We start from the raw sequence: 21,962 nt of genomic DNA on the forward strand, positions 1-21,962 counted from the left end.
CGTGTGGCCAGGCAACCTGGCCAGTGGCCAGGCAAACCCGGGCGAACTGCCTCCCCTGTAGTGGTATAATAATACCGGAGGCGTTGACCATCGTCCGCCTTCCGTCCCGGGGTGTGGTGGCCCTTGGTTGCGTGGTTCGGGGAGAGCCCCGTCCGGTCCCGGCAGGGATCGGGCGGGGACCCCCGCCGCGCCGGCCGCTCTCTGACGCCCCGCCTCTGATCAGCTCTCCGAGGTCTCCGCCGTGTCTGCGACGCCCCGTATGAACGCCCGCCGATGCGGGACGAACTCCGCGTACTGCGCTGGCTGCCGGTGCGAGTCGTGCACCGCCGCCCACGCGGCCTACCAGGCCGACTACCGCCGCCGTCGCGCGGAGTGGCTCGCCGAGCGCGCCGCCGCCACGACGAACTGAACCCTCCTCGCCTCACCACGCTCCGCCACGAAATCAAGTACCCCCCCCGCACCCACACCGCAGGAGTTCCCCCGTGTCCGACTCCCCCTCGCGCACCGTCGCGTACGACCCACGGCTGTGGGCCGGCGACCAGCGTCCGCCGGGCGCCCGTCGCTGCCTAGCCGGCCCCGCCGGCCGCCCGCACTACTTCCACCCGACGCCGGACCTGCTCGCCGCCACCGGCGACCCGTTCGCCTGCTCGCCGTCCTGCGCCGACCACCGGTTCCGCCCGGTGCCCGACGAGGTGGTGACCCGTGGCTGACCGTCGTGTGTCGGTCACCCTGACCGCCGATGCGGACCCGTTCGTCCGCGCGGTCAGCCGGGCCGCCCAGCAGACCGACGGCCTCGCACGCAAGGCCGAGAAGGTCGACGGCAAGCGGATCAAGGCGTCCGTCACTCTCGACGGCGCGGCCAAGGCCGCCGCCGAGGCTGACACCCTTTCCCGGACCCTCGCCAAGATCGACGGGAAGCACGCGCGAGCGCGCGCGTCGGTCACCGGGGTCGACGCGGCCGGCAAGGACGTGCGCGTCCTCATGTCCAGCCTGGTCATGCTCGGCCCGACCGCCGTGGCCGCGGCCGGAGTGGGCAGCGCCGCGCTGCTCGGCCTCGGCGGCGCGGTCACCGTGCTCGCCGGGTCGGTCGGGGTCGGGGTCGCCGCGTTCCAGGGAATCGGCGACACGATCAAGGCCGCGAACGACTACGCGCTCGAACCCTCCGCGGCGAACGCGAGCAAGCTCGCCACTCAGCTCGACAACCTGTCGTGGGCCGGGCGCAACCTCGTCCAGTACCTCGGTGAGGTCCGGCCCGCCCTGTCGGATCTCCAGCGGGTCGCCGCGAACGGTCTCCTGCCGGGCGCGGAGGCCGGCCTTCGCCGGCTGAGCGCACTGCTCCCGACGATCCGGGACATGGTCGACGACACCGCGACCGCCGCCGGGCGCGCCGCCGACCAGTTCGGCCGCGGCCTGTCGACCCGCGAGTGGGAACAGTTCGTCTCCTACATCGGGTCCCGGGCGAACCCGGTCCTGTCAGATCTCACCTCGATCACGCTCAACGTCGCCGGCGGCATCGCCGGCGTGGTGAAGGCGTTCGACCGCCGCCTCGGTGACGGTCTCCTCGACGGGCTCGACCGGGCCACCGAGCGGTTCCACCGGTTCGGCCAGGCGCTGGTCAACTCCAGCGGGTTCGAGCGGTTCTCGTCCTACGTCGAGCAGACCGGCCCGAAACTGATGAGCACGCTCGGCGCGGTCGCCGGTGCGATTGCTGCGGTCGCCGAGGCAGCGTCCCCGCTGGGGCCGGTGCTGCTCGGCGGGATCGAGATGCTCGCACGGTTGATCGAAACTGTGGCCGACTCCAGCGTCGGCACGGTGCTGATCGGCGTGGCTGGGGGGCTGGCCGCCTTGAACCTCGGCCTCAAGACCCTTGCCACGATCAAGGCCGCACCGGTTGTCGGACTCATCAGTGGCATCGCCTCGAAGGCTGCTCCGGCCGCCGCCGGCACCGGCGCGCTCGGTGGCGCGCTGGGCGCCCTCGGCCCCGCCGCCGCCATCGCGGCGGTCGCCACGGTGGGCATCGCTGCCGGGTACGAGCAGATCCGCGACCGGGCCGACGATGCGGCCCAGTCGGTGATCGACGGCTCGCAGACGATGCACGACGCGATCCTCGAAGAGGCCGAGGTCATCCAGAAGCGCAACGACCTACAGCGCAGCCAGCAGGAGATCATCGACGAGGGGCAGGAGTCTCTCCGGGCGGTCCTCTCCGGCAACCGGGAAGCCACGATCACCGCCGAGGAGTGGGCCGAGGCCGAGGGCAAGATCGACGGCAAGCTCCGCGAGAAGCTCGCGAAGATGGAGCCGCTCGAGCGGATCACCGCGGAGGTGACCATCGCTCAGTCCCGCTACGTCGACGCGGTCAACAAGTTCGGCGACGACTCGCCGCAGGCGATCCAGGCCGCGAACGACCTCGCGATCGCGACCAGCGCAGACGCCCAGGCGCACCGCGACGCCGCGTGGGCGGCGAAGGACCAGATGCAGCAGCTCGCGGCGCTGATCGAGCAGGAGATGGCCGCGGTCGACGCCGACCTCGGCCTCCGCCAGGCCAAGATCGACCTCAAGCAGGCGCAAGAGCGCTACACCACAGCCGTCCGCGAGCACGGCGCCGGCAGCGACGAGGCGGCGCGCGCCGGACTGAACCTGGAGCAGGCCGAGATCCGCGTGGAGTCCGCGACCCGACGCAAGGCCGAGGCGACCACCGCGGACAAGTCCGCGACCGAGCAGGCCAGCGCCCAGGTGCTCGCCCACGGCGACGCCCTGGCCTACCTGGTCGACACGCAGCGGGGCAAGGCGACACCGGCGCTACAGCAGATGACGGAGGACTTCTCCGACGCCGAGTTGGCCAGCTACAACGCCTCGGTTGAGGTGTCCGGCCTGGACTACCAGGTCCGGAAGCTGCCGGACGGCCGCGAGATCAAGGTCACCACCTCGGGGGTCCAGCAGACCCTCGACGAGATCGGCAAGGTGCAGGAGAAAATCCTCAAGATCAACGGCCGCGACGTTCCGATCTTCGTCTCGCCGCTCGGCCAGGGTGGCATCGCCTCGGCCGGCCGGCTCGCCGCCGGCGGGTACGTCACGGGGCCCGGCACTGCCACGTCCGACTCGATCCCGACGTGGCTGAGCAACGGTGAGTACGTCATCCGGGCCGCCGCTGTTCGTCAGATCGGCGTCGGCACGCTCGACGCGATCAACTCCGGCCGCTCCTCCGTCGTGCCGGCAGCCGGCTACGCCGCCGGTGGCCTCGTCGCGCCCAACCCGCTGAACGTCGAGTTCCAGCCGAGCGGGTTCGCCGAGTTCATCAAGAACATGACCACCGCCATGAGCGGAGGGCCGGCTCCGGCCGGCTCCGGCCCGATCGTCGCCCAGGTGCAGGCCGTCGCCGCTCGCTACGGCTGGGGTGCTGGCCTGCAGTGGGATGCGCTGTCGTGGTTGATCAGTCACGAGTCGGGATGGCGCCCCACGGCGCAGAACCCGACCTCGACCGCATACGGATTATTTCAATTCTTGAATTCCACCTGGGGAACCGTGGGCGGATCGAAAACCTCGAATCCCGCACAACAGGCGGAATACGGATTGAGATATATCCGGAATCGTTATGGCTCCCCGCTCGGTGCGAAGGCGTTCTGGACTGCACACCGCTGGTATGACGAGGGCGGGGTTGCCCGCGGCAAGGGCGTGATGGCCAAGGCCACGCTGGAGCCGGAGCGCGTGCTCTCGCCGCGGCAGACCGCGGCGTTCGAGCGACTGGTCGACGAGCTCACCCGGCCCCGCCGGGTGCCGGTCCCGGCCGGTGCCGGCGCCGCCGGCGCGGTCGGCGGTGGAGGCGACACCTACAACCTCTACCAGCAGCTTCCGCAGGCGGCCGACGCCAAGGAGGTCACCGACCGGGTGATGTTCCAGATCCGCTCCGCTCGCAGGAGGTTCAAGTGACCAAGATGCTCGACCCGCACGGGCTCGCCGGACAGCCCGGCGTCCCCGCCGACGTGCACCGCCACCTCCGCCGGTGGCGGGCTGAGGGGCTGCTCGCCCCCGACCTGGCCGGACGGTGGCCGCTCGACCGCGTGCGGGCGCTGCTCGAGCACGACGACCTCCCGGCCCCCGTCGAGCCCGCACCGCGGCGCCGCGACCGGCGCCGCTGATCCCGACCCCGTGTCGTTCGGCCCTGACCAGCGGACGACGCGGATCGACTCCGGGTCGAGCACCGGCCGCCTTCACCGCGTGCTCCCCGGGGTCCCTCACTCTCACCACCTCGCGAAGGCCGAGGTGGGCAACCGAAGGAAGATCCACAATGCGCTACACCCGCAAGCCAACCAGCCTCCGCGACTGGTACGTCAGCCGCAGCCGGCCCCCGGCTGAGCTGCTCGGCGCCGACCTGGTCAAGCTGCTCGACGAGCACGACCGGCTCCGCGAGGCCGCGAACGACGCCCGTCGTCGTGCCGCCGACCTCGCCGACCCGGCAAACGACACGCGGGCCGAGAAGGCCGACCGGGACGCGGCCACCGCCGCCGCCCGGGCCGGCAAGCCGGTGCCCGCCCCGACCGCCGTCCCGCAGCTCGCCGAGGACCGAGCCGCCGCGCAGCGCGAGGCCGAGGCGAACAACGCCGCCCTCGCCCGCGTGGTGGCCGAGCTGAACACCGCCCGCCGGGCCGAGGCCGAGAAGCGCTGGCCCGCCGAGTCCGAGCGTCGGGCCAAGGCCCAGGCCAACATCGAGAAGCTGGCCGAGAAGCTCGCCGAGGCCGTCACCGACGAGGTGCGCGAGCAGGCCGCCGTCGACTGGCTCCGCGGCACCGCGGCGTACTCCCGCCTCGGTAACGCCCAGGTCCCCGCGGTCGCATTCATCCCGGCGCTCGCCAGCTACAAGCTCAGCCCCCGCGACGTCCTCACGTCGCCGGTCGCCGTCATCCGTGCCGCCGCCACCGCGGCGCTCACCGCCGAGGAGTTCTGATCATGGCTGTCGACTACACCGGCATCGCCCCCGGCGACATCGCCGCCCGCGCCCGTGCGGTCCGCGAGGACATCCGCGAGCAGCAGGTGAAGCTCCCGAAGCGCGGTGGCGGCGGCAAGGCGCTGCCCTACGCCGAGCAGCCCGACAGCTACCGCGCGGTCGTCACCCGCGAGCAGCACCACCAGGCGTACCGGACCGAGACCGATGGCTGAGCACCGACTCGTCGAGCTGGCCCCGGTGATCAACTCGCCGGGGTATCCGCGCCGCCCCCAGTACGCAGCCCGATGCGCGTGCGGGCATGTGGACGTCTCCCTGTTCGAGCGCGCCGCCGCGGCCGAACACCAGCGCCACCTCGCCAACCCCGACTCCGCACCCGGTGCGGGCGACGGATGATCACCCACTGCACCGAAGGATGGACCACATGAGCAACATCGTCTCCCCGACCGACCCCGAGGTCACCACGATCACGCTGGTCGACGGCAGCACCCACACCCCCGACGCGGACAGCGTCACGTTCGCGCTGGTCCGCGCGGGCAAGGGCGACATGGCCTGGACCTACGGGCTGCGGTGGACCGAGCAGGGCACGGCGATCACCGTGCCGTTCCACGCGGTCCTGTCGCTGGCGTGAGCCTGGCAGGAGCAGTCCACTCCTTCGTTGTGCTGCCGGTGCGCAGCCCGGTGCCCGGTGGTGGCTGGCAGTACGCAGCAGCGTGCGAGGCATGCGACTGGCGAGGCAGTGTCACCGTCTCCGGCGAGCTAGCCGTGCATGCAGGAATGGCCCACGCGCGCCGTGCCAACGCCAGCACCGAGCGGGACGCGACCGACGAGTGATCTCCCGACCAGCCCCGTCCTCCCCGCCGGAGGGCGGGGCCGTCGTCGTCCCGGACTCGGGGACCTCGGCCTCGGGGTCCACGCTCGGTGGTCACCGAAGGTGACCAGCCCCCTCGCCTACCCCTGGGGGGTACCGCCCTCGCGGGGTCGTCAGGAGACCGCCGGTGAGCGGTCTGGGAGGTCGCATGCATCTTGAACATCGTTTCCACCTAGAGCCCGGGAGGGCCGATGACGCACCGTGACGCTGAGGTGCCCGCCGGGCTCGGTGCCCGCGGGGCCGCGCTGTGGCGCGGCCTGCACGACAGGTACGCCTTCGACGTGGCCGAGGAGCTACTCCTCGTCGAGCTGTGCCGCACCGCGGACACGGCCGACGAGCTGGCGGCAGTGCTGCGCCGGGACGGCGTGACCACCGCCGGATCGAAGGGCCAGACGCGGGTTCACCCCGCGGTCGCGGAGCTGCGCAACACGCAGCTCGCCGCGGCCCGCCTGGTCCGGGAGCTGGACCTCCCCGACGAGGAGGCCGAGGCAACCGTGATCGACCCGCAGAAGCGGATGCGATCGGAGGCGGCCCGCAAGGCCGCGCAGGCGCGTTGGGGGACCCGTGGCGCGACTGCGTAGCACCGAGCCGACCACCGACGGGCTCCCGTACGTCCCGCCGGAGCACCGATGGCAGGGCTTCGGTCCGCCGGACCTGTTCGACCCGGCGGGGCCGCGCTGGTCCGTCGAGCAGCTCGCCGCGGTGCGCGAGCGCAAGCACGAGCGGGAGGCGTGGTTCGTCACCCACGGCCTGGGTGATGAGCACCGCCGCCCGACCCCCGAGGAGTACGCGCGGCGCCGCCGCGCGATCGAGCAGTCCGAAGTGATCGACCGCAACGGAGGCCCTGTTGCCCGTCGTCCCCGTCGTCGCCCCTGATGATCTTGCGGACTTCCACCCCGGCCGCTGGCCCAGCCGTCGGGCGTGGGCCGACGCCCGTGACGCCTACGCGGCCGAGCACGGCCGCGGCAGCCGGCATGACCTGATCCCGGAGTGGCGCCGGATGCTGTACGACGCCCGGCTCGCACTGTGGCGCTGCGACGACGAGTGGTGGCTTCCGAGCCCCTGAGACCGCCCAGACAGAAACCCCCGTGCCCGTTGGTCGGGCCGGGGGGTTTCGTCTGTCTCCGTCAGGATGCGGGCCGGGGCGGTACCTCCTCGCGTACCGCCTCGGCCGCCACGACGAGGGCCGCCACGTCCTCGTCGCGGAACGCCCCGCCGACCTCGATCTCTACTCCGCCGTCCGGGGTGACGATCAGGCGGAACAGGTCGTCGCCGCTCACCGGCCACCCTCCTCGGCGAGCACCGCCAGCAGCCGCGCGACCTCGCCGTGCCAGGCGGCGTGCTGCTCGACGTCGGACGTCAGCACGGGAACCGCGCACTCCGGGCAGCGAACGAGGAGATCCTCGTCGCTGCCGGGGTTGGGTGCGATCACGCGCCCGATGGGACGGTAGGGGGATGATGTGGACATGGGGCCGGGCACCTCCGGTCTCAAGGCCCCGGTCGGCGCTGCGAATCGCCGCGTCGGGGCCGTCCTGTCTGGACGTTCACCCCGAGGTCGGACTCCAGGATATTTCCACCCATACCGTTCGTCGCCCACCTGCTGACCAGCGGTTTCGCACGGCGTCGACGCCAGGTTAGTGCGGGTTCACCTGGAAACCGACGAGGCCGAGTCCGGCGAACCCGGCCGGCTCGACGATCGGCATGTCGTTGGTGGTGCGGATCGTCGGGCAGGCGAGGTTGGTCCCGGCGCTGGCGCCCCCGTACCGGGCGCCGCCGGCGACGGCGTCCCGGATCGCCGCCAGGCCGTCGAGCCGCTGCAGGGCCCGGAGCAGCCGGAAGGTGTTGCCGCCGCCCACCCACACCGCCTCGGCGGCGCGCAGGGCGGCGGCCGGGTCGGGCTCGGTGTGGATGCTGCGCAGCCGCAGCCCGGCCCGGGCGAAGGCGGCGCCGATGGCGTCGGCGTAGCCCGCGTGGTCGGCCAGGGCGTACGGCACGAACCGGACCTCGCGGCCAGCGTAGAACTCGGCGAGCGGTGCGTGCGCGAGCGGCGGGGCGCCGTGGTTCGTCGAGTTCGACAGCAGCAGGAGTTCGCTCACGCCGACGATCCCAGCACGCCCGTGCCGGGCGCGGCGCGTCAGCGGCTCGTCATCGTCCGCACGCTCAGCTGGTCGCCCGGCAGCTGCTCCCCGGCGCAGCCGGTGGTCCCGAACGGCACGAACGCCGCCTCCGTGTTCCCCGGCGGGTACACGCGCAGGCCGCGCACCGGTGTCGGCCGGCAGACCGCGGCGTCGAAGTTCTGCACGTTCACGAGCTGCAGCGGGGCCGCCGCGGACATGCCGGGACCGAGCCGGACCTCGCCGCCCCGCTCGCCGGACATGGCGGCGGCCGGCCCGACCTGGTGCCCGTCGTCGCCGGCGACGTATGAGACGCCGGGGAACCCGCGCAGCTGACAGGTGGTCCCGCCGGCGTTGGTGAAGATCAGCGGCCGGTAGACCGAGCCCGCGCCCGCGTCGGCCTCGCCGAGCGTGATCCGCAGGGCCGAGGTCGGGCAGTTGGGCGGGTTCGGCCCGTCCGGGGTGGCAGTGCCCGCGCTCGTGACCGGAGCGGCACCCGGGGTGGTGGCCGGCGCCGCGGTCGCGCTCGGCGTCCCACCGGCGGCCGGTGTACCGCCGTTGACCTCGTCCGCGCCGCCGCTGCAACCGGCCAGCAGGAGGCCGACGGCGGCGGCTCCGGCCGCGACCGCGCCGCGGGCGATGGATGTCTGTGTCATGTGCTTCCCCCTTTTCCCGACGCCGGACCCCCGCCCGGCGGGTGCCGACCGGGAGCGGCCGGCACCTACTGGGAGGACGGCCGGCTCCGCGGCGGGGTTGCGTCGCGGCACGATCTTCGTGGACCGAACGGACCTTCGCAGCACGGCCGGACGGCCGTCCGGCGCTCAGCCCGCGGAGCGGAGCACGGCCCGGCGGGCCGTGCTCGCCGCGCTGCCGCCGGCCGTCAGCAGGACGGCGGACACCGTCGAGGCGCACGGCGGACAGGGGCCGAGGCCCGGCCGGCCGCGACCGCTCGGGTGATCGTCTCGCCCGTCGCGGTGCGCAGCGGCAGGAGGTGCGTGGCCATCATCCCCAGCAGCGCGAGCCCGCGCGCCGCGTCGACACCCGTGATCCTGTCCCGGGTGGGACGGGCGACCGGCGCGGGTACGGACGCCGTCACGGCAGGGTGGTGCCCGCCCCCACCGGGCCGGCGACCGGCACCCCCGTCCGGCGCAACCACTCGTCGAGGGACCGCTGCGTGGTGACGAGGTCGGGCCGGCGCGCCGGGTCCGCGCGCAGGGCCTGCTTGAGCAGCGACAGGTGCGCGGTCCGGCGCGGCAGGTGCGTGAGCTTCGCCCCGACGGCCGCGGCCCGCAGCCCGGAGATCGCGTCGGCGTGCCCACCGCGCGGCGGGTAGCCGGTGAGCGCGAAGGACACCGTGGCCGCCAGCTGCCAGACGTCCGAGCGGGTCGTGGCCTTCCCGCCCGCGGCGACCTCGGGCGCGAGGTAGTCCGGGGTCCCCAGCACGAAGCCGGTCATGGTCAGCGTGGAGTCCCCGGTTCGCCGCGCGATGCCGAAGTCGATCAGGTACGGGTACCCGGCGGAGTCGACGATCACGTTGCCCGGCTTGAGGTCGCGGTGCAGCACCCCGCGCCGGTGGGCCGCGTCGAGGGCCCCTGCGACCCCGCTCCAGATGCGGGCGGCCGAGACGTCGTCGAGCGGGCCGCGCTCCTGCACCAGCCGCGACAGCGGCACGCCCTCGACGTACTCCATGACGATGACCAGCCCCTCGAGCTGGGCCAGGCCGGGGTCGGACTTCGCATGCACCAGGTCGTGGATGCGCACGCACTGCGGGTGCCGCACCGCGGCCAGCGCGGCGGCCTCGCGGCGGATCCGCTCCTCGGTCTCGCCGTCGGGTGCGTGGGCGGACTTGAGCGCGACCGTGCGGCCGAGCTTGGCGTCGTGCGCCAGCCACACCCGGCCGAAACCACCGGCGCCGATGCGCTGGAGCACCTGGAAACGCGGGGCCCGGCCGTTCCTCGGGGGGCCGGCCAGCGGGACGGTACCCGGTGGCACGGCACCCGTCGGGGCCGGCGGGCCCGGGAACGGCCCAGGGGCGGCGAGCGTGCCGCCCGGTCCGGTGGGCCGACCCGGAGGTGGGGCGAGACCGGCGGAACCGGCAGGGCCCCGGCCGGGTACCGGCGGCAACGGGCCGGGTGCGCCCGCGAGCGGGGCGGGAGCACCGGCACGGGGCTGGGGCACGGCCGCGGGCGTCGGCGCGACGGGCAGCCGGCCGCTGTCGAAGTCGGCGTAGCGGGGTCGCGGTTCCGGCCGTTGCGAGCTCTCGGCCCGGCGCTCCTCCGGAGCGGGGAGCTGCACGATCGGCTGCATCCGCTCCTTGAGCCGGGCGAGCCGCTCCTCCCCGGTCTCGGACCGTCGCTTCTCCCGGGCCGGCGCCGCGGGCTGCAGCGAGCGGCGGATCGTCTCCCGCGAGGGAGGGGGCACCAGGCCGATCAGCAGCATGCCCGCGAAGGCGCCCAGGCAGGCCCCGACCCAGAGGTGCTCGGCGGCGCCCGCGGGCACCCCGGCGGTGAGCACGGCCAGCGCCAGCGTGGAACCCCAGAAGAACCTGGCGGGCCAGGCGGGCCCGCGGCGCAGCGCCAGCCGTGCCCCGATCCCGACGAACAGCGCGGTGAACAGCGGAACGCCGCCGAGCAGCAGCGCGGCGACGCCGATCCGCACCGGGTCCGACGGGTCGAACGCGTCGCCCACGGTGCCGGAACCGAGGTAGCTGCTCTGCGAGCCGACGAAGCACTCGGTGGAGCGCAGCGAACGGGCCGCCGACGTGGTGAGGCCCGGGACGGCGCCGCCGTCGGCCGCGGCGGCGAACACCCGCCCGGTGGCCACGAACACCAGCAGCGGGAACAGCCCGGCGGTCAGCAGGCCGATGCCGGCCAGGAGCAGCCCGCGCGTGCCGCCGTAGGCGGCGCCGAACCGGCGGCGCACCACCGCCACGAGGAGGGCGCCGGCCGCCGGGAGCAGCCCGACGCCCAGCCCCAGCGCCGATGTCGCCCAGGCCCAGACACCCGGGCAGGCCTGCGGGGCCACGGTCTCGCGCAGCACGGACAGCAGCTGCCCGATCAGCGCGACGAGCGTGTCCACCGGCTCCTCCTCCCCCTGTCGGAGCACCCGGACGCCGGGCGCGATACGAAGCGCGACCGGGACGTGGCCGGCACCCCACTATGGCATCACGGGGGCCCGTCGCGCCTGGCCCTCCGCGGACAGCGTGTCGCCCGTTCGCCCCGCGCGCGACCGCCGTCCGGCGGTACCGGGCCGGGGCGCGCGTTCCGCACCGTGCGGGCCGCCCGGCCCGCGGCGCCGACCGCTCAGCGCCCGCCGTGCTCGCGGTAGGCGTCGAGGTCCTCGTTGAACCGGGCCAGCAGCGTGCCGAGTGCCTCCCGGTCCTCCTGCGGCCACGCCGCGAGCACGGCCTGCAGCGGGCGCAACCGGGCTGCGCGGACCAGTTCGCGCTGGGCCAGGCCCTCCGCGGTCAGCGAGACGACGACGGACCGCGAGTCCCGCTCGTCCGGCCGGACGTCCACCAGTCCGGCCCGGGAGAGCCGGGAGACCTGGCGGCTCGCGGTCGGCTTGCTCACGCCCAGCCGTGCGGTGAGCAGCGTGAGCGACTGGGCGCCGTTCTCGTCGAGCGCCGCGAGCACCGGGTAGGTGTAGCGGTCCACGGCTTCGTGCGCGCCGTAACCGCCGGACCAGACCGGCTCCATCGTCCGGCGGATCAGCACGGTGATCTCGTGTTCGAGGCGGTGCAGCGAGTCCTGGCCAGGATCCTCGGGCGCGACCGCATCAGTGGTCGATGTCACGGGTCCACCCCTTCACTCAAATCGGTCGTTCGGGCACGAATCTACCGTACCCGCATTGCGGCGCGGAACGTTGCGCTCCGCAATCGCCGTGGGTGGACCTGGTCGAGCGGAATGCATGGCGGAGGGTGGGGGTTGGCCGTGACATGGGAATCACCCGACGCGACGGGCCGCTGGCCCCGTACGCCCCCGCCTCCGTCAACTACGCGATCGACGGCCCGGCCCACAAGCTGTTCGCCCAGCCCTTCCCGCGCCGCGTCCGCGCCGAGCTCGCCGGCCGCACGGTCCTCGACACGACCCGCGGGATGCTCGTGCACGAGACCGCGCTGCTCCCGGTGCTGTACGTGCCGTTCGACGACGTCGACCCCGAGGTCCTGGTTCCCACCGACCACTCGACCCACTGCCCGTTCAAGGGCGACGCGAGCTACCACTCGCTGGCCGTGGGTGACCGGACGGCGGAGAACGCGGTGTGGTCCTACCCCGAGCCGAAGCCGGAGGCCCCGTGGCTCAAGGGCTACGCCGCCTTCTACTGGGACGCCCTCGACGCCTGGTACGACGAGGAGGAACAGGTCTTCGCCCACCTCACCGACCCGTACACCCGCGTCGACGTGCGGCCGAGCCGCCGCCGCGTGCAGGTGCGGCACGGCGACACGCTGCTCGCCGAGTCCGACGCGCCCGCCGTGCTCTCCGAGACCGGCCTGCCCAACCGCTGGTACCTGCCGCGGGACGCGGTCCGGGTGGAGCTGCGCCCGTCGGACACCCGCAGCCGGTGCCCGTACAAGGGCGAGGCACGCTACTGGACGGCCGTGCTGCCCGACGGCAGCGAGATCGCCGACGCGGCCTGGGAGTACGAGTCGCCGCTGCCGGAGTCCACCCGGGTGGCGGGGCTGCTCAGCTTCTGGGGCGACGGCGTGGAGGTCCTGGTCGACGGCGAGCCGGCCTGACCTGCTGCCCGGCCTCGGCTCCTCCGGCCCCCGATCGTCCCCGCGGGGTCGTCATCGCCCGACTCCTCCGGCCCGACGCATCCGGCCCGACGCATCCGGCCCGACTCCTCCGGCCCTACTCGTCCTCGAGCAACGCCTCGATGGCGGGCAGTGCCGCCCGGATGGCGGCGCGTTGCTCGGCGTCGAGGCGCTGCAGCCGGCGGGCGACGAGGGCGGTGCGGTGGGTGCGGATCTCGTCGAGCCGGACGCGCCCGGCGTCGGACAGCGTGATCAGCACACCGCGCGCGTCCTGCGGGTCCGGTGTCCGGACGACCAGGCCCTGGTCGTCGAGCGCGCCGAGCACCCGGGACATGGTCGGGGCGGTGACCGCCTCCCGCTTGGCCAGCTCGGAGAGCCGCAGCGGCCCGTGCAGCGCGATCGTGCTGAGCGCGGAGAGCTGCAGCGGCGGCAGCGAGTCGCCGCCGTCGATCCGGATCCGCCGGTGCAGCCGGCCGACGGCGAGCCGCAACCGGGTCGCCTCCTCCGTGAGCTCGGATTCGGCGTCGGGCGCCGGGTGCTCGGGCGGCGGGACGTGCTCCGCGGTCATCCGCTCATCCTGCCAGCCGGACAGTTCGGACAGTGCAGAGGTGCCGGGACCAGCGCGGCTCACACCTTCCGCAGCCGGATCCGGGTGACGTCGTGCCGCGGGCCCTTGGTCAGCACGAGGCTGGCCCGGCCCCGGGTCGGGAGGATGTTCTCCTCCAGGTTCGGCCCGTTGGTCGTGGCCCAGATGTTCTCCGCGTGGGCGACGGCGGCGTCGTGGTCGAGCTCGGCGTAGCGGCGGAAGTACGAGGCCGGGTCGCGGAAGGCGGTCTCGCGCAGCTTGAGGAAGCGGTCGACGTACCAGCGCCGCAGGTCCGGCATCGCGGCGTCGACGTACACCGAGAAGTCGATGAAGTCGCTGACGGTCAGCGCGGTGTTCCCCGAGGCCGGCTGGAGGACGTTGAGCCCCTCGATCAACAGGATGTCCGGCCGCCGGACGACCAGCCGCTCGTCGGGCACGATGTCGTAGACCAGGTGGGAGTAGACCGGCGCCGTCACCTCGGCGCGGCCCGCCTTGACCTCGGTGACGAAGCGCAGCAGGGCCTTCCGGTCGTAGGACTCCGGAAAGCCCTTGCGCTGCATGAGCCCGCGGCGTTCGAGCTCCGCGTTGGGATACAGGAACCCGTCCGTGGTGACCAGCTCCACCCGCGGGTGCTGGGGCCAGCGGGCGAGCAGCAGCCGGAGCAGGCGGGCGGTCGTCGACTTGCCGGCCGACACCGAACCCGCGATGCCGATCACGAACGGCGTGCGGGCGGCGGTACCGCCCAGGAAGGTCCGGTAGGCGCGGTAGAGCCGGGCGCCCTCCTGGACGTGCAGGTTCAGCAGCCGGGAGAGCGGCAGGTAGACCTCGCGCACCTCGTCCAGGTCGACCGCGTCGCCCAGCGAGCGCACGCGCTCGAGCTCGGCCGCGGTGAGCGGCAGGGGGCTGGTCTCCCCCAGACGCGCCCAGGAGGCACGGTCGAAGTCGACGAAGGGCGAGCTGCCACCGGACCGGGACGCCAGGGCCGGGGGCATCCGGGGCGGCCCGTCGCGCTCGCTCCGCACGGACGCTGTGCGCTCGTGCGCGGTCTGGTCTGTGGCCTGCACCGTCGCGGGCATCGGGACCTCGGTCCTGTCGGGTTCTACGGGTGCGATGGTGGTCCAACCTAGACGTCGTTCTGCTGATCGACCCGGCGACGTGGGGTGAACCACTCCGGCGTGATCGACGCCGAGCGGCACCGGTCGGCGATCCGGGAGGCGAGGAGGTCGCCGTGCGGTGGCGTCGACCCGTGTGCGGGCAGCGGGTCGCGCGTCCGTGCGGAGGAACCCGGATCGCGGTCCGGTCACCGGCGGGCGCGGAGAGGCGCCGCTCGCCCTAGACTCGGCCCGGCGCCGCCGGTACCGCAGTCCGGAGCGCCCGTACCCGAGCCCGACAGGAGTCCCGTTGCCGTCCGCGTCCGCAGGACCGTCAGGCAGTAGCGAGCCGGGCCCGGCCCGGCTGCCCCGATCACCCGGGCGCCCCGCGTGCCGCCCCGTCCGGCGGGTCCACCGCCGCCGGTGGTGCCGGTGACCGTCGTCCTCTCCCTCCTCGGCCTGCTGGCCGTCGTCGCCCTGACCCTGGGTACGGCGATCTCGGTGGCCTCGGAGTTCTCGCTGACCGCGCTGGAGCGCAGCCAGGTCGACTCGCACGAAGCCGCGGTCGGCGACCGTCGCGCGCGCGCCGTGCAGCGGGCCCACCGCACGCTGTCCTTCCAGCTCTCCGGCAGCCAGCTGGGCATCACGGTCACCACCCTCGCCACCGGCTACATCGCCGAGCCGGCGATCGCCGAGCTGATCCGGCCCGGCCTGGAGGCGGTCGGCCTGTCCGCGGGCGTCTCGGCCGGCGCGGCCACCATCGCCTCGCTCCTCATCGCCACCACGCTGTCGATGGTGTTCGGCGAGCTGGTGCCCAAGAACATCGCGATCGCGCGGCCGCTGGAGACCGCGCGGGCGGTCGTCTGGCTGCAGAGCGCGTTCGCCCACGCCTTCCGCTGGCTGATCGACCTGCTCAACACCTCGGCCAACGCCATCGTCCGGCGGCTGGGCGTCGAGCCCGCCGAGGAGCTGCGGTCGGCCCGCTCCCCGCACGAGCTCAGCTCGCTGGTCCGCGCCAGTGCCGAGCACGGCACGATCGACGAGGGCACCGCGGAGCTGCTCGACCGGTCGCTGCGGTTCACCGACCGGGTCGCCGAGGACCTGATGACCCCGCGGGTGCGCGTCGACACGCTCGACGCCGCGGACTCGGTCGCCGACCTCGTCGCCCTCGCCCGCCGCAGCGGCCACTCCCGCTTCCCCGTGCACGACGGCGACCCCGATGCCGTCCTCGGCCTGGTGCACGTCAAGCAGGCCTTCGTCGTCGATCCCGGTGCCCGCGGCCGCACCCCGGTGCGCGAGCTCGTCCAGCCCGCCGAGATCGTCCCCGCCTCCCTCGACGGCGACGAGCTGCTCTCCCGGCTGCGCGAGTCCGGGCTGCAGACCGCGGTCGTCGTCGACGAGTACGGCGGCACGGCCGGCCTGGTGACCCTGGAGGACCTGATCGAGGAGATCGTCGGTGACGTCCGGGACGAGCACGACCGCGCCGAGCAGGCCCGGGTGCGCCCGCTCGGCCGCGACAGCTGGCTCGTCTCGGGGCTGATGCGCGCCGACGAGGTCGACGAGGCCACCGGCTTCCACATGCCCGAGGGCGACTACGAGACCCTGGCGGGGCTGGTGCTGGAGCGGCTCGGCCGGATCCCGGACGTCGGCGACGACGTGACCGTCGACGGGTGGCGGGTCACCGTGATGCGCCGCGACCGCAACCGCGTCGCCGAGCTACGGCTCGCGCGCCTCGCCCCCGAGGCGGTGGGCCATGGCCGGTGACCTGCTCGCCGTCCTCGCGGCGATCCTGCTCCTCGCGGCCAACGCGTTCTTCGTGATGGCCGAGTTCGCCCTGATCAGCGCCCGGAAGGACCGGCTGGAGGCGATGGCCGAGAGCGGCGTCGCCGGGGCCCGCACGGCCTTGCGCGCCAGCGCCGACCTGGCCCGCATGCTGGCCGCCTCCCAGCTCGGGATCACCATCGCCTCGCTGCTGCTCGGCCGGCTGGGCGAGCCGGCGGTCGCGCACTTCATCGAGGCGCCGCTGGAGTGGGCGGGGCTGCCCGCGGCCCTGCTGCACCCGATCGCGTTCGCGGTGTCGCTCGCGCTGGTGTCCGTGGCGCACATCCTGCTCGGCGAGATGGTGCCGAAGAACATCTCGATCGCGGGCCCGGAGCGCGCGGCGATCCTGCTGGTGCCGCCGTTCCTGATCTTCACCACGGTGATGCGGCCCTTCATCGACCTGTTCAACCACATGGCGAACCTGACCCTGCGGCTGCTGCGGATCGAGCCGAAGGACGAGCTGGAGACCGCCTTCACCTCCGGCGAGCTGTCGGAGATGATCGCCGACTCCCGCCGCGAGGGCCTGCTCGACGACGAGGAGTCCACCCGGATCTCGCGCACCCTGCGCAACGCCGAGGCCACCGTCGGGGACGTGCTGGTGCCGTCGGAGCAGCTCGTCTCGCTGCCCGTCCGGCCCCGCGTCGGGGACGTGCAGCACGCCGTGGAGCAGACCGGGTTCTCCCGCTTCCCGCTGCGCGCCCCCGACGGCCGCTTCACCGGGTACCTGCACATCAAGGACGTCCTCGACGTGATCGACGACCCCGACGCCGTCATCCCGCTCGGCCGGGTCCGGGGCCTGCCCGAGGTGCCCGCCGACGCCCGGCTCGACGAGGCCGTCGCGGCCCTGCGCACCACCCGCGCCCACCTGGCCCGCGCCGTGGACCGGGTGGGCGGCACCGTCGGCATGGTGGCGATGGAGGACCTGATCGAGCACTACGTCGGCACGGTCCGCGACGCCACGCACACCAACGACGCGTGACCCGGGGCGGGGCCGCCGGGTGATCAGCCGCTGCTCGCGGCCCGCGACGAGCCGTGCCGACCCGTCCGCGTACGGTTGCCGGACGTGGCGACCGTGGAGCTGGCCGAGGAGGAGTGGCGGGCCCGCGCCGCCGCCCACCGCGCCCGGATGCAGCGCTGGACGGGGCCGCACCGCGAGCGCCGGCGGCGGGGCGAGGAGCACCCGGTGCAGGACTTCCTGTTCACCTACTACTCGCTGCGACCCGCCCGGCTCGAGCAGTGGCAGCCCGGCCCGGGAATCCGGCTGCTCGGCGACGTCCGCGATCTCGCCGGCCGGCCCGGCTACCGGCCCGAGGGCGCCGGCGTGGTGCTCGACGCCGCCCTGCTGCCCGACCGCCTGCACCGCACCGCGGGGTTCGTGCACGGCCTGGTCGCGGCGACGGCCGCCCGCCCGGCCCGGTACGGCTGCTTCGGGCTGCACGAGTGGGCCATGGTGTACCGCACGGACCGGCCGCGGCACGGGGCCGTGCCGCTGCGGCTGGGCCCCGCCGGCACCGACGCCGTCGTCGAGACCCTGCCGGTGACCTGCACGCACCACGACGCGTTCCGGTTCTTCACCGCGGCCGCCCGTCCGCTGAACCGGCTGCAGCCCACCCGCCGGGACCAGGTCGCGCTCGAGCAGCCGGGCTGCCTGCACGCGACGATGGACCTGTACAAGTGGGCGTACAAGCTGCTCCCGGCGACCCCGGCGGAGCTGCTCGGGGACTGCTTCGCGCTCGCCACCGAGGTCCGCGAGCTCGACATGCGCGCCAGCCCCTACGACCTCGCCGACCGCGGCTACCCGCCCGTCCGGATCGAGACCCCGGAGGGCCGCGCCGAGTACGCCCGGGCCCAGCAGGCCTTCGCCGAGCGCGCCGCCCCGCTCCGCGCCCGCCTCCTCGACCTCTGCACCACCCTCATCGAGTGCACGAACGGCACTCTTGTGCGGACCTAGCGCAGAAGAGTGCCGCTGGTGCGGATCGGGGCCCTGTACAGCGATCTGCACGAACGGCACTTGTGTGCGGACCTACCGCAAGAGAGTGCCGTTCGTGCGAAACGGTCAGGAGCTGTAGGCCTCGACGGGCGGGCAGGAGCAGACGAGGTTGCGGTCCCCGTGGGCCTGGTCGATCCGGCGGACCGGGGGCCAGACCTTGCGGTCGTGCACCCCGGGCACGGCACCCGTCGGGTAGGCGGCGAGGTCGCGCGGGTAGGGGTGGTCCCACTTGTCCGCCAGGCAGGCCGCGGTGTGCGGCGCCCCGCGCAGCGGGTTGTCGTCGACCGGCCACTCCCCCGCCTGCACCCGGCGGATCTCGTCCCGGATCCCGATCATCGCGTCGACGAACCGGTCGATCTCGGCGAGGTCCTCGCTCTCGGTCGGTTCGACCATCAGCGTGCCGGCGACCGGGAAGGACATGGTCGGGGCATGCAGGCCGTAGTCGGCGAGCCGCTTGGCGACGTCGTCGACCGTCACGCCGGAGTCCTTGGTGATCCCGCGCAGGTCGAGGATGCACTCGTGCGCGACGGCGCCGTCCCGGCCGGCGTAGAGCACCGGGTAGTGCTCGCCGAGCCGGGCGGCGACGTAGTTGGCCGCGGCGACCGCGGTCAGCGTGGCCCGGCGCAGCCCCTCGACGCCCATCATCCGGATGTAGGCCCAGGAGATCGGCAGCACCCCGGGGCTGCCGTACGGGGCGGCCGAGACGGGCCCGACGGCGTGCTCGCCCGAGCCGCGCCCGGGCAGGAACGGTGCGAGGTGCTCGGCGACGGCCACCGGCCCGACGCCCGGCCCACCGCCGCCGTGCGGGATGCAGAAGGTCTTGTGCAGGTTCAGGTGGCTGACGTCGCCGCCGAACGCGCCGGGCCGGGCCAGCCCGAGCAGGGCGTTCAGGTTGGCGCCGTCGACGTAGACCTGGCCGCCCGCCTCGTGCACCGCCGCGCAGACGTCGCGCACCTCGGCCTCGTACACCCCGTGGGTCGACGGGTAGGTGATCATCAACGCCGCGAGCGCGGACCCGTGCTCGGTGATCTTGACCCGGAGGTCGTCCAGGTCGACGTTGCCGGCCACGTCCGTGGCCACCACGACCACGCGCATGCCCGCCATGACCGCCGAGGCCGCGTTGGTGCCGTGGGCGCTCGACGGAATCAGGCAGACGTCGCGTCCGGCCTCGCCGCGGGAACGGTGGTAGGCGGCGATGGCGAGCAGCCCGGCGAGCTCGCCCTGGCTGCCCGCGTTGGGCTGCACCGAGACCGCGGCGTAGCCGGTCAGCTCGGCGAGCCACCGCTCGAGCTGCGTGATCATCTCCCGGGTCCCCGCGGAGTCCCGCTCGGGGGCGAACGGGTGCAGCTCCGCGAACTCCGGCCAGGTGATCGGCTCCATCTCCGCCGTCGCGTTGAGCTTCATGGTGCACGAGCCCAGCGGGATCATCGTGCGGTCGAGGGCGAGGTCGGCGTCGGCGAGCCGGCGCAGCCAGCGCATCAGCGCGGTCTCGGAGCGGTGCTCGTGGAAGGTCGGGTGGGTGAGGAAACCCGATTCCCGCCGCAGTCCCGCGGGCAGGGCGTCGGTGGTGGCGGCGTCGAGCTCCGCCACGTCCGCGGTCACGCCGAACGCCTCCCACAGCGTGCGGAGGTGCGTGGTCGAGGTCAGCTCGGAGCAGGACAGGCCCAGCTCGTCGGACGAGGTCCGGCGCACGGAGATCCCCGCCGTGTGGAGGGCGTCGGCGATCTCCGGGGCACGTCCCGGCACCCGCGCCACGACGGTGTCGAAGAACTCGCCGTGCGCCACCTCGACCCCGCCCGCGCGCAGCCCGGCGGCCAGCACCGCGGCCATCCGGTGGGTGCGCCGGGCGATCCGGGTCAGCCCCTCGGGGCCGTGGTAGACCGCGTAGCAGGCGGCAACGACGGCGAGCAGCACCTGCGCCGTACAGATGTTCGACGTCGCCTTCTCCCGCCGGATGTGCTGCTCACGGGTCTGCAGTGCGAGCCGCAGCGCCGGGTTGCCGTCGGCGTCCCGGGACACCCCGACGAGGCGACCCGGCAGCTGGCGGGCGAACTGCTGGCGCACCGACAGGTAGCCGGCGTGCGGTCCGCCGAATCCGAGCGGGACGCCGAAGCGCTGGGTGGTGCCCACCGCGGCGTCGGCCCCGAGCTCGCCGGGCGGGGTGAGCAGGGTGAGCCCGAGCAGGTCCGCGGCCATCGCGACCAGCCCGCCGCGGGAGTGGACCTCCTCGATCACGGTCCGCGGATCGGTGACCCGCCCGGACGCGCCCGGGTACGCGAGCAGCAGGCCGAACAGCTCGCCCTCGGGCAGTCCGTCGGCCAGGTCGGCGACCACGAGCTCGATGCCGAGCGGCTCGGCCCGGGTCCGCAGTACGTCGATCGTCTGCGGGAGGGTGTCGGCGTCGACCACGAAGCGGGAGCTCTTCGCCTTGCCCGCCCGCCGCAGCAGGGTCATGGCCTCGGCGGCCGCGGTCGCCTCGTCGAGCAGCGAGGCGCCGGCCACCGGCAGGCCCGTGAGGTCGGCGACCATGGTCTGGAAGGCCAGCAACGCCTCCAGCCGGCCCTGGCTGATCTCCGGCTGGTAGGGCGTGTACGCGGTGTACCAGGCCGGGTTCTCCAGGACGTGCCGGCGGATCACCGGCGGGGTCACCGTGCCGGCGTAGCCCAGGCCGATCATCGGGACGGTCACGGTGTTGCGCGCGGCGAGCCCGCGCAGCTCGGCCAGCATCCCGCTCTCCGACACCGGGGCCGGGATGCTGGTCGGCACCTCGCCGGAGTCCCGGATGCCGGGCGGCAGCGCGCGGTCGGCCAGCTCCGCCAGCGAGCCGACGCCGATCGCGGCGAGCATGCGGTCCAGCTCGGCCGGCCGGGGGCCGACGTGCCGGTCGGCGAAGGGCACCCCCGCCTCGAGCTCGGCCAGCGAGGGACCGCGCCGGGGTGCGGCGGCGGGTGTGGTGGTGCTCGACGGGGCAAGCGGTGCGTCGGTCACGGAACGACCTCTCGGGGCGGCGGGCAGGGCGGCATGCGGGGTCGTGCTGCCCTCCCCCTCTGTCCCCACCCGGGTACCCGGGTGCCTGAGAGATTCACCCGGCGCGGGCCGGGCTTTCCCCGTCGGCGGACGCCCACCCGGCGGCCCGGGCCGGCGTCGCTTTCCAGAGGCGTCTCACCCACGCGGTCTCGGGTGCCTGAGAGGTTCCGGGGAGGAGTTGCTCCTTCGGCGCCCGGCCCGAGTTCGGCCGGGTCTCTCCCGCACGGGGTCGGCGACTGCCCGCCAAGCCTAGCGCCGTTCCGCCCGCTCGCTCGAGGACACGGGATCAGGCCTGGTCACGGCAGGCCGCCACCTCGGCCTGCAGCTCGTCGCGCAGCACCCGGACCTCGTCGAGCACCGCGCGCAGCGCCGCCGGGTCGAGGTCGCCGACCGCCCGCACCGCCCGCTCGAGCTGGGTGACCAGGTCCGTCCCGCGCTGCGCCACCTCGAGGCAGGGCGAGGGCCCGGCGCTCCGGCCGGGGTCCGCCGGGGCCGGCGGGGCCGGTTCCGGGGCCGGCGGCGCGGCCACGACCGCCGGGGTCGTCTGGGCCCGCACCAGGTAGCCCCCGGCACCGCCGGCGACCGCGGCGATGACGACGAGCCCGGCGACCAGCCACCGACGTCCGCGGCCGCCGCGGGAGGAATGCCGCTCGCCGTCGCCGTCGGGGGCGTCGTCCGCCGCTCCGGCAGCGCCGCCGACCGGCCCGCCGTCGTAGTCGCCCATTCCGCCCCTGCCGTCCGCACTCCGGCCGGGGCCGGACCGTTCAGGA

Annotated in this window: 24 protein-coding genes and 1 riboswitch; of the genes, 14 read left to right on the plus strand and 10 right to left on the minus strand. The window is 74.3% G+C overall.

Annotated features, from left to right (window positions below; all coding sequences use genetic code 11):
• Window positions 1-482 precede the first annotated feature (482 nt).
• The 10 genes from ACL02T_RS32200 to ACL02T_RS32245 all read left to right on the plus strand — a co-directional run bounded on the left by ACL02T_RS32200 (window position 483) and on the right by ACL02T_RS32245 (window position 6,876).
• Window positions 483-710, plus strand: coding sequence for a hypothetical protein (locus tag ACL02T_RS32200; RefSeq protein ID WP_412834587.1), 228 nt, complete (start codon window positions 483-485; stop codon window positions 708-710).
• Window positions 703-3,927: an aggregation-promoting factor C-terminal-like domain-containing protein gene (locus ACL02T_RS32205; RefSeq protein WP_412834588.1), complete on the plus strand. Its 3,225-nt coding sequence runs from the start codon at window positions 703-705 to the stop codon at window positions 3,925-3,927. The genes ACL02T_RS32200 and ACL02T_RS32205 overlap by 8 nt, the downstream gene beginning before the upstream one ends.
• Window positions 3,924-4,136: a hypothetical protein gene (locus ACL02T_RS32210; RefSeq protein WP_412834589.1), complete on the plus strand. Its 213-nt coding sequence runs from the start codon at window positions 3,924-3,926 to the stop codon at window positions 4,134-4,136. Before ACL02T_RS32205 ends, ACL02T_RS32210 begins: the two co-directional genes overlap by 4 nt.
• A gap of 149 nt (window positions 4,137-4,285) precedes the next feature.
• Complete coding sequence (locus tag ACL02T_RS32215; RefSeq protein ID WP_412834590.1) at window positions 4,286-4,942, plus strand: hypothetical protein; 657 nt, start codon at window positions 4,286-4,288, stop codon at window positions 4,940-4,942.
• Window positions 4,943-4,944: 2 nt separating this feature from the next.
• The gene (locus ACL02T_RS32220; RefSeq protein ID WP_412834591.1) at window positions 4,945-5,154 is read left to right on the plus strand and encodes a hypothetical protein; all 210 of its coding nucleotides are present in this window, start codon (window positions 4,945-4,947) and stop codon (window positions 5,152-5,154) included.
• Entirely contained in the window at window positions 5,147-5,335 is a 189-nt protein-coding gene (locus ACL02T_RS32225) for a hypothetical protein (protein WP_412834592.1), read from the plus strand. The genes ACL02T_RS32220 and ACL02T_RS32225 overlap by 8 nt, the downstream gene beginning before the upstream one ends.
• Before the next feature lie 28 nt (window positions 5,336-5,363).
• Window positions 5,364-5,570 (plus strand): hypothetical protein, encoded by a 207-nt coding sequence (locus ACL02T_RS32230; RefSeq protein ID WP_412834593.1) that lies wholly within the window; start codon window positions 5,364-5,366, stop codon window positions 5,568-5,570.
• A gap of 431 nt (window positions 5,571-6,001) precedes the next feature.
• Window positions 6,002-6,391 carry a hypothetical protein gene (locus tag ACL02T_RS32235; RefSeq protein WP_412834594.1) on the plus strand — a complete coding sequence of 130 codons (390 nt, stop codon included), beginning with the start codon at window positions 6,002-6,004 and terminating at the stop codon, window positions 6,389-6,391.
• On the plus strand, window positions 6,375-6,686 hold the full coding sequence (locus ACL02T_RS32240; RefSeq protein ID WP_412834595.1) for a hypothetical protein: 312 nt from the start codon (window positions 6,375-6,377) through the stop codon (window positions 6,684-6,686). The genes ACL02T_RS32235 and ACL02T_RS32240 overlap by 17 nt, the downstream gene beginning before the upstream one ends.
• Complete coding sequence (locus ACL02T_RS32245) at window positions 6,658-6,876, plus strand: hypothetical protein (protein ID WP_412834596.1); 219 nt, start codon at window positions 6,658-6,660, stop codon at window positions 6,874-6,876. Before ACL02T_RS32240 ends, ACL02T_RS32245 begins: the two co-directional genes overlap by 29 nt.
• Window positions 6,877-6,937: 61 nt before the next feature.
• On the opposite strand, the gene ACL02T_RS32250 is transcribed toward ACL02T_RS32245, so the two are convergent.
• The 6 genes from ACL02T_RS32250 to ACL02T_RS32275 all read right to left on the minus strand — a co-directional run bounded on the left by ACL02T_RS32250 (window position 6,938) and on the right by ACL02T_RS32275 (window position 11,718).
• The gene (locus ACL02T_RS32250) at window positions 6,938-7,090 is read right to left on the minus strand and encodes a hypothetical protein (RefSeq protein ID WP_412834597.1); all 153 of its coding nucleotides are present in this window, start codon (window positions 7,088-7,090) and stop codon (window positions 6,938-6,940) included.
• Complete coding sequence (locus tag ACL02T_RS32255) at window positions 7,087-7,242, minus strand: hypothetical protein (protein ID WP_412834598.1); 156 nt, start codon at window positions 7,240-7,242, stop codon at window positions 7,087-7,089. The genes ACL02T_RS32250 and ACL02T_RS32255 overlap by 4 nt, the downstream gene beginning before the upstream one ends.
• Before the next feature lie 202 nt (window positions 7,243-7,444).
• A complete protein-coding gene (gene pepE / locus ACL02T_RS32260; protein WP_412834599.1) occupies window positions 7,445-7,906 on the minus strand; it encodes a dipeptidase PepE in 462 nt (153 codons plus the stop codon).
• Window positions 7,907-7,944: 38 nt separating this feature from the next.
• Complete coding sequence (locus ACL02T_RS32265; protein WP_412834600.1) at window positions 7,945-8,580, minus strand: DUF4232 domain-containing protein; 636 nt, start codon at window positions 8,578-8,580, stop codon at window positions 7,945-7,947.
• 436 nt (window positions 8,581-9,016) lie between these two features.
• Window positions 9,017-11,002, minus strand: coding sequence for a serine/threonine-protein kinase (locus ACL02T_RS32270; protein WP_412834601.1), 1,986 nt, complete (start codon window positions 11,000-11,002; stop codon window positions 9,017-9,019).
• Window positions 11,003-11,226: 224 nt separating this feature from the next.
• Window positions 11,227-11,718, minus strand: coding sequence for a MarR family winged helix-turn-helix transcriptional regulator (locus ACL02T_RS32275; protein ID WP_412834602.1), 492 nt, complete (start codon window positions 11,716-11,718; stop codon window positions 11,227-11,229).
• Between the two features lie 143 nt (window positions 11,719-11,861).
• Between ACL02T_RS32275 and ACL02T_RS32280 the strand changes: the two genes are divergently transcribed.
• A complete protein-coding gene (locus tag ACL02T_RS32280) occupies window positions 11,862-12,659 on the plus strand; it encodes a DUF427 domain-containing protein (RefSeq protein ID WP_412834603.1) in 798 nt (265 codons plus the stop codon).
• Window positions 12,660-12,774: 115 nt separating this feature from the next.
• On the opposite strand, the gene ACL02T_RS32285 is transcribed toward ACL02T_RS32280, so the two are convergent.
• Both ACL02T_RS32285 and coaA read right to left on the minus strand, forming a co-directional pair.
• Window positions 12,775-13,245: a MarR family winged helix-turn-helix transcriptional regulator gene (locus ACL02T_RS32285; protein ID WP_412834604.1), complete on the minus strand. Its 471-nt coding sequence runs from the start codon at window positions 13,243-13,245 to the stop codon at window positions 12,775-12,777.
• 59 nt (window positions 13,246-13,304) lie between these two features.
• Window positions 13,305-14,255, minus strand: a complete 951-nt coding sequence (coaA, locus tag ACL02T_RS32290) for a type I pantothenate kinase (protein WP_412834622.1) — start codon at window positions 14,253-14,255, stop codon at window positions 13,305-13,307.
• A gap of 531 nt (window positions 14,256-14,786) precedes the next feature.
• On the opposite strand from coaA, the gene ACL02T_RS32295 reads away from it, so the two are divergent.
• From ACL02T_RS32295 to ACL02T_RS32305, 3 genes are all read left to right on the plus strand, one after another.
• Entirely contained in the window at window positions 14,787-16,118 is a 1,332-nt protein-coding gene (locus tag ACL02T_RS32295; RefSeq protein ID WP_412834605.1) for a hemolysin family protein, read from the plus strand.
• A complete protein-coding gene (locus tag ACL02T_RS32300; protein ID WP_412834606.1) occupies window positions 16,108-17,154 on the plus strand; it encodes a hemolysin family protein in 1,047 nt (348 codons plus the stop codon). Before ACL02T_RS32295 ends, ACL02T_RS32300 begins: the two co-directional genes overlap by 11 nt.
• A gap of 147 nt (window positions 17,155-17,301) precedes the next feature.
• Window positions 17,302-18,126: a 3-methyladenine DNA glycosylase gene (locus tag ACL02T_RS32305; protein WP_412834623.1), complete on the plus strand. Its 825-nt coding sequence runs from the start codon at window positions 17,302-17,304 to the stop codon at window positions 18,124-18,126.
• 105 nt (window positions 18,127-18,231) lie between these two features.
• Here the strand turns inward: ACL02T_RS32305 and gcvP are convergent, their stop codons facing one another.
• Together gcvP and ACL02T_RS32315 are read right to left on the minus strand one after the other, a co-directional pair.
• Window positions 18,232-21,084 (minus strand): aminomethyl-transferring glycine dehydrogenase, encoded by a 2,853-nt coding sequence (gcvP, locus tag ACL02T_RS32310; RefSeq protein ID WP_412834624.1) that lies wholly within the window; start codon window positions 21,082-21,084, stop codon window positions 18,232-18,234.
• 242 nt (window positions 21,085-21,326) lie between these two features.
• A riboswitch (glycine riboswitch) is annotated at window positions 21,327-21,424 on the minus strand.
• Between the two features lie 54 nt (window positions 21,425-21,478).
• Window positions 21,479-21,916 (minus strand): hypothetical protein, encoded by a 438-nt coding sequence (locus tag ACL02T_RS32315; RefSeq protein WP_412834607.1) that lies wholly within the window; start codon window positions 21,914-21,916, stop codon window positions 21,479-21,481.
• Window positions 21,917-21,962 lie beyond the last annotated feature (46 nt).

The sequence above is a fragment of the Pseudonocardia oceanicola genome (assembly GCF_047200735.1).
Lineage (GTDB): Bacteria > Actinomycetota > Actinomycetes > Mycobacteriales > Pseudonocardiaceae > Pseudonocardia.

Coding starts and splice junctions, on each gene's coding strand:
- ACL02T_RS32315 (WP_412834607.1), bottom strand. CDS start 21,916: ATGGGCGACTACGACGGCGGGCCGGTCGGCGGCGCTGCCGGAGCGGCG.
- ACL02T_RS32280 (WP_412834603.1), top strand. CDS start 11,862: ATGGGAATCACCCGACGCGACGGGCCGCTGGCCCCGTACGCCCCCGCC.
- ACL02T_RS32265 (WP_412834600.1), bottom strand. CDS start 8,580: ATGACACAGACATCCATCGCCCGCGGCGCGGTCGCGGCCGGAGCCGCC.
- ACL02T_RS32300 (WP_412834606.1), top strand. CDS start 16,108: ATGGCCGGTGACCTGCTCGCCGTCCTCGCGGCGATCCTGCTCCTCGCG.
- ACL02T_RS32235 (WP_412834594.1), top strand. CDS start 6,002: ATGACGCACCGTGACGCTGAGGTGCCCGCCGGGCTCGGTGCCCGCGGG.
- ACL02T_RS32215 (WP_412834590.1), top strand. CDS start 4,286: ATGCGCTACACCCGCAAGCCAACCAGCCTCCGCGACTGGTACGTCAGC.
- ACL02T_RS32225 (WP_412834592.1), top strand. CDS start 5,147: ATGGCTGAGCACCGACTCGTCGAGCTGGCCCCGGTGATCAACTCGCCG.
- coaA (WP_412834622.1), bottom strand. CDS start 14,255: ATGCCCCCGGCCCTGGCGTCCCGGTCCGGTGGCAGCTCGCCCTTCGTC.
- ACL02T_RS32305 (WP_412834623.1), top strand. CDS start 17,302: ATGCAGCGCTGGACGGGGCCGCACCGCGAGCGCCGGCGGCGGGGCGAG.
- ACL02T_RS32285 (WP_412834604.1), bottom strand. CDS start 13,245: ATGACCGCGGAGCACGTCCCGCCGCCCGAGCACCCGGCGCCCGACGCC.
- ACL02T_RS32220 (WP_412834591.1), top strand. CDS start 4,945: ATGGCTGTCGACTACACCGGCATCGCCCCCGGCGACATCGCCGCCCGC.
- ACL02T_RS32230 (WP_412834593.1), top strand. CDS start 5,364: ATGAGCAACATCGTCTCCCCGACCGACCCCGAGGTCACCACGATCACG.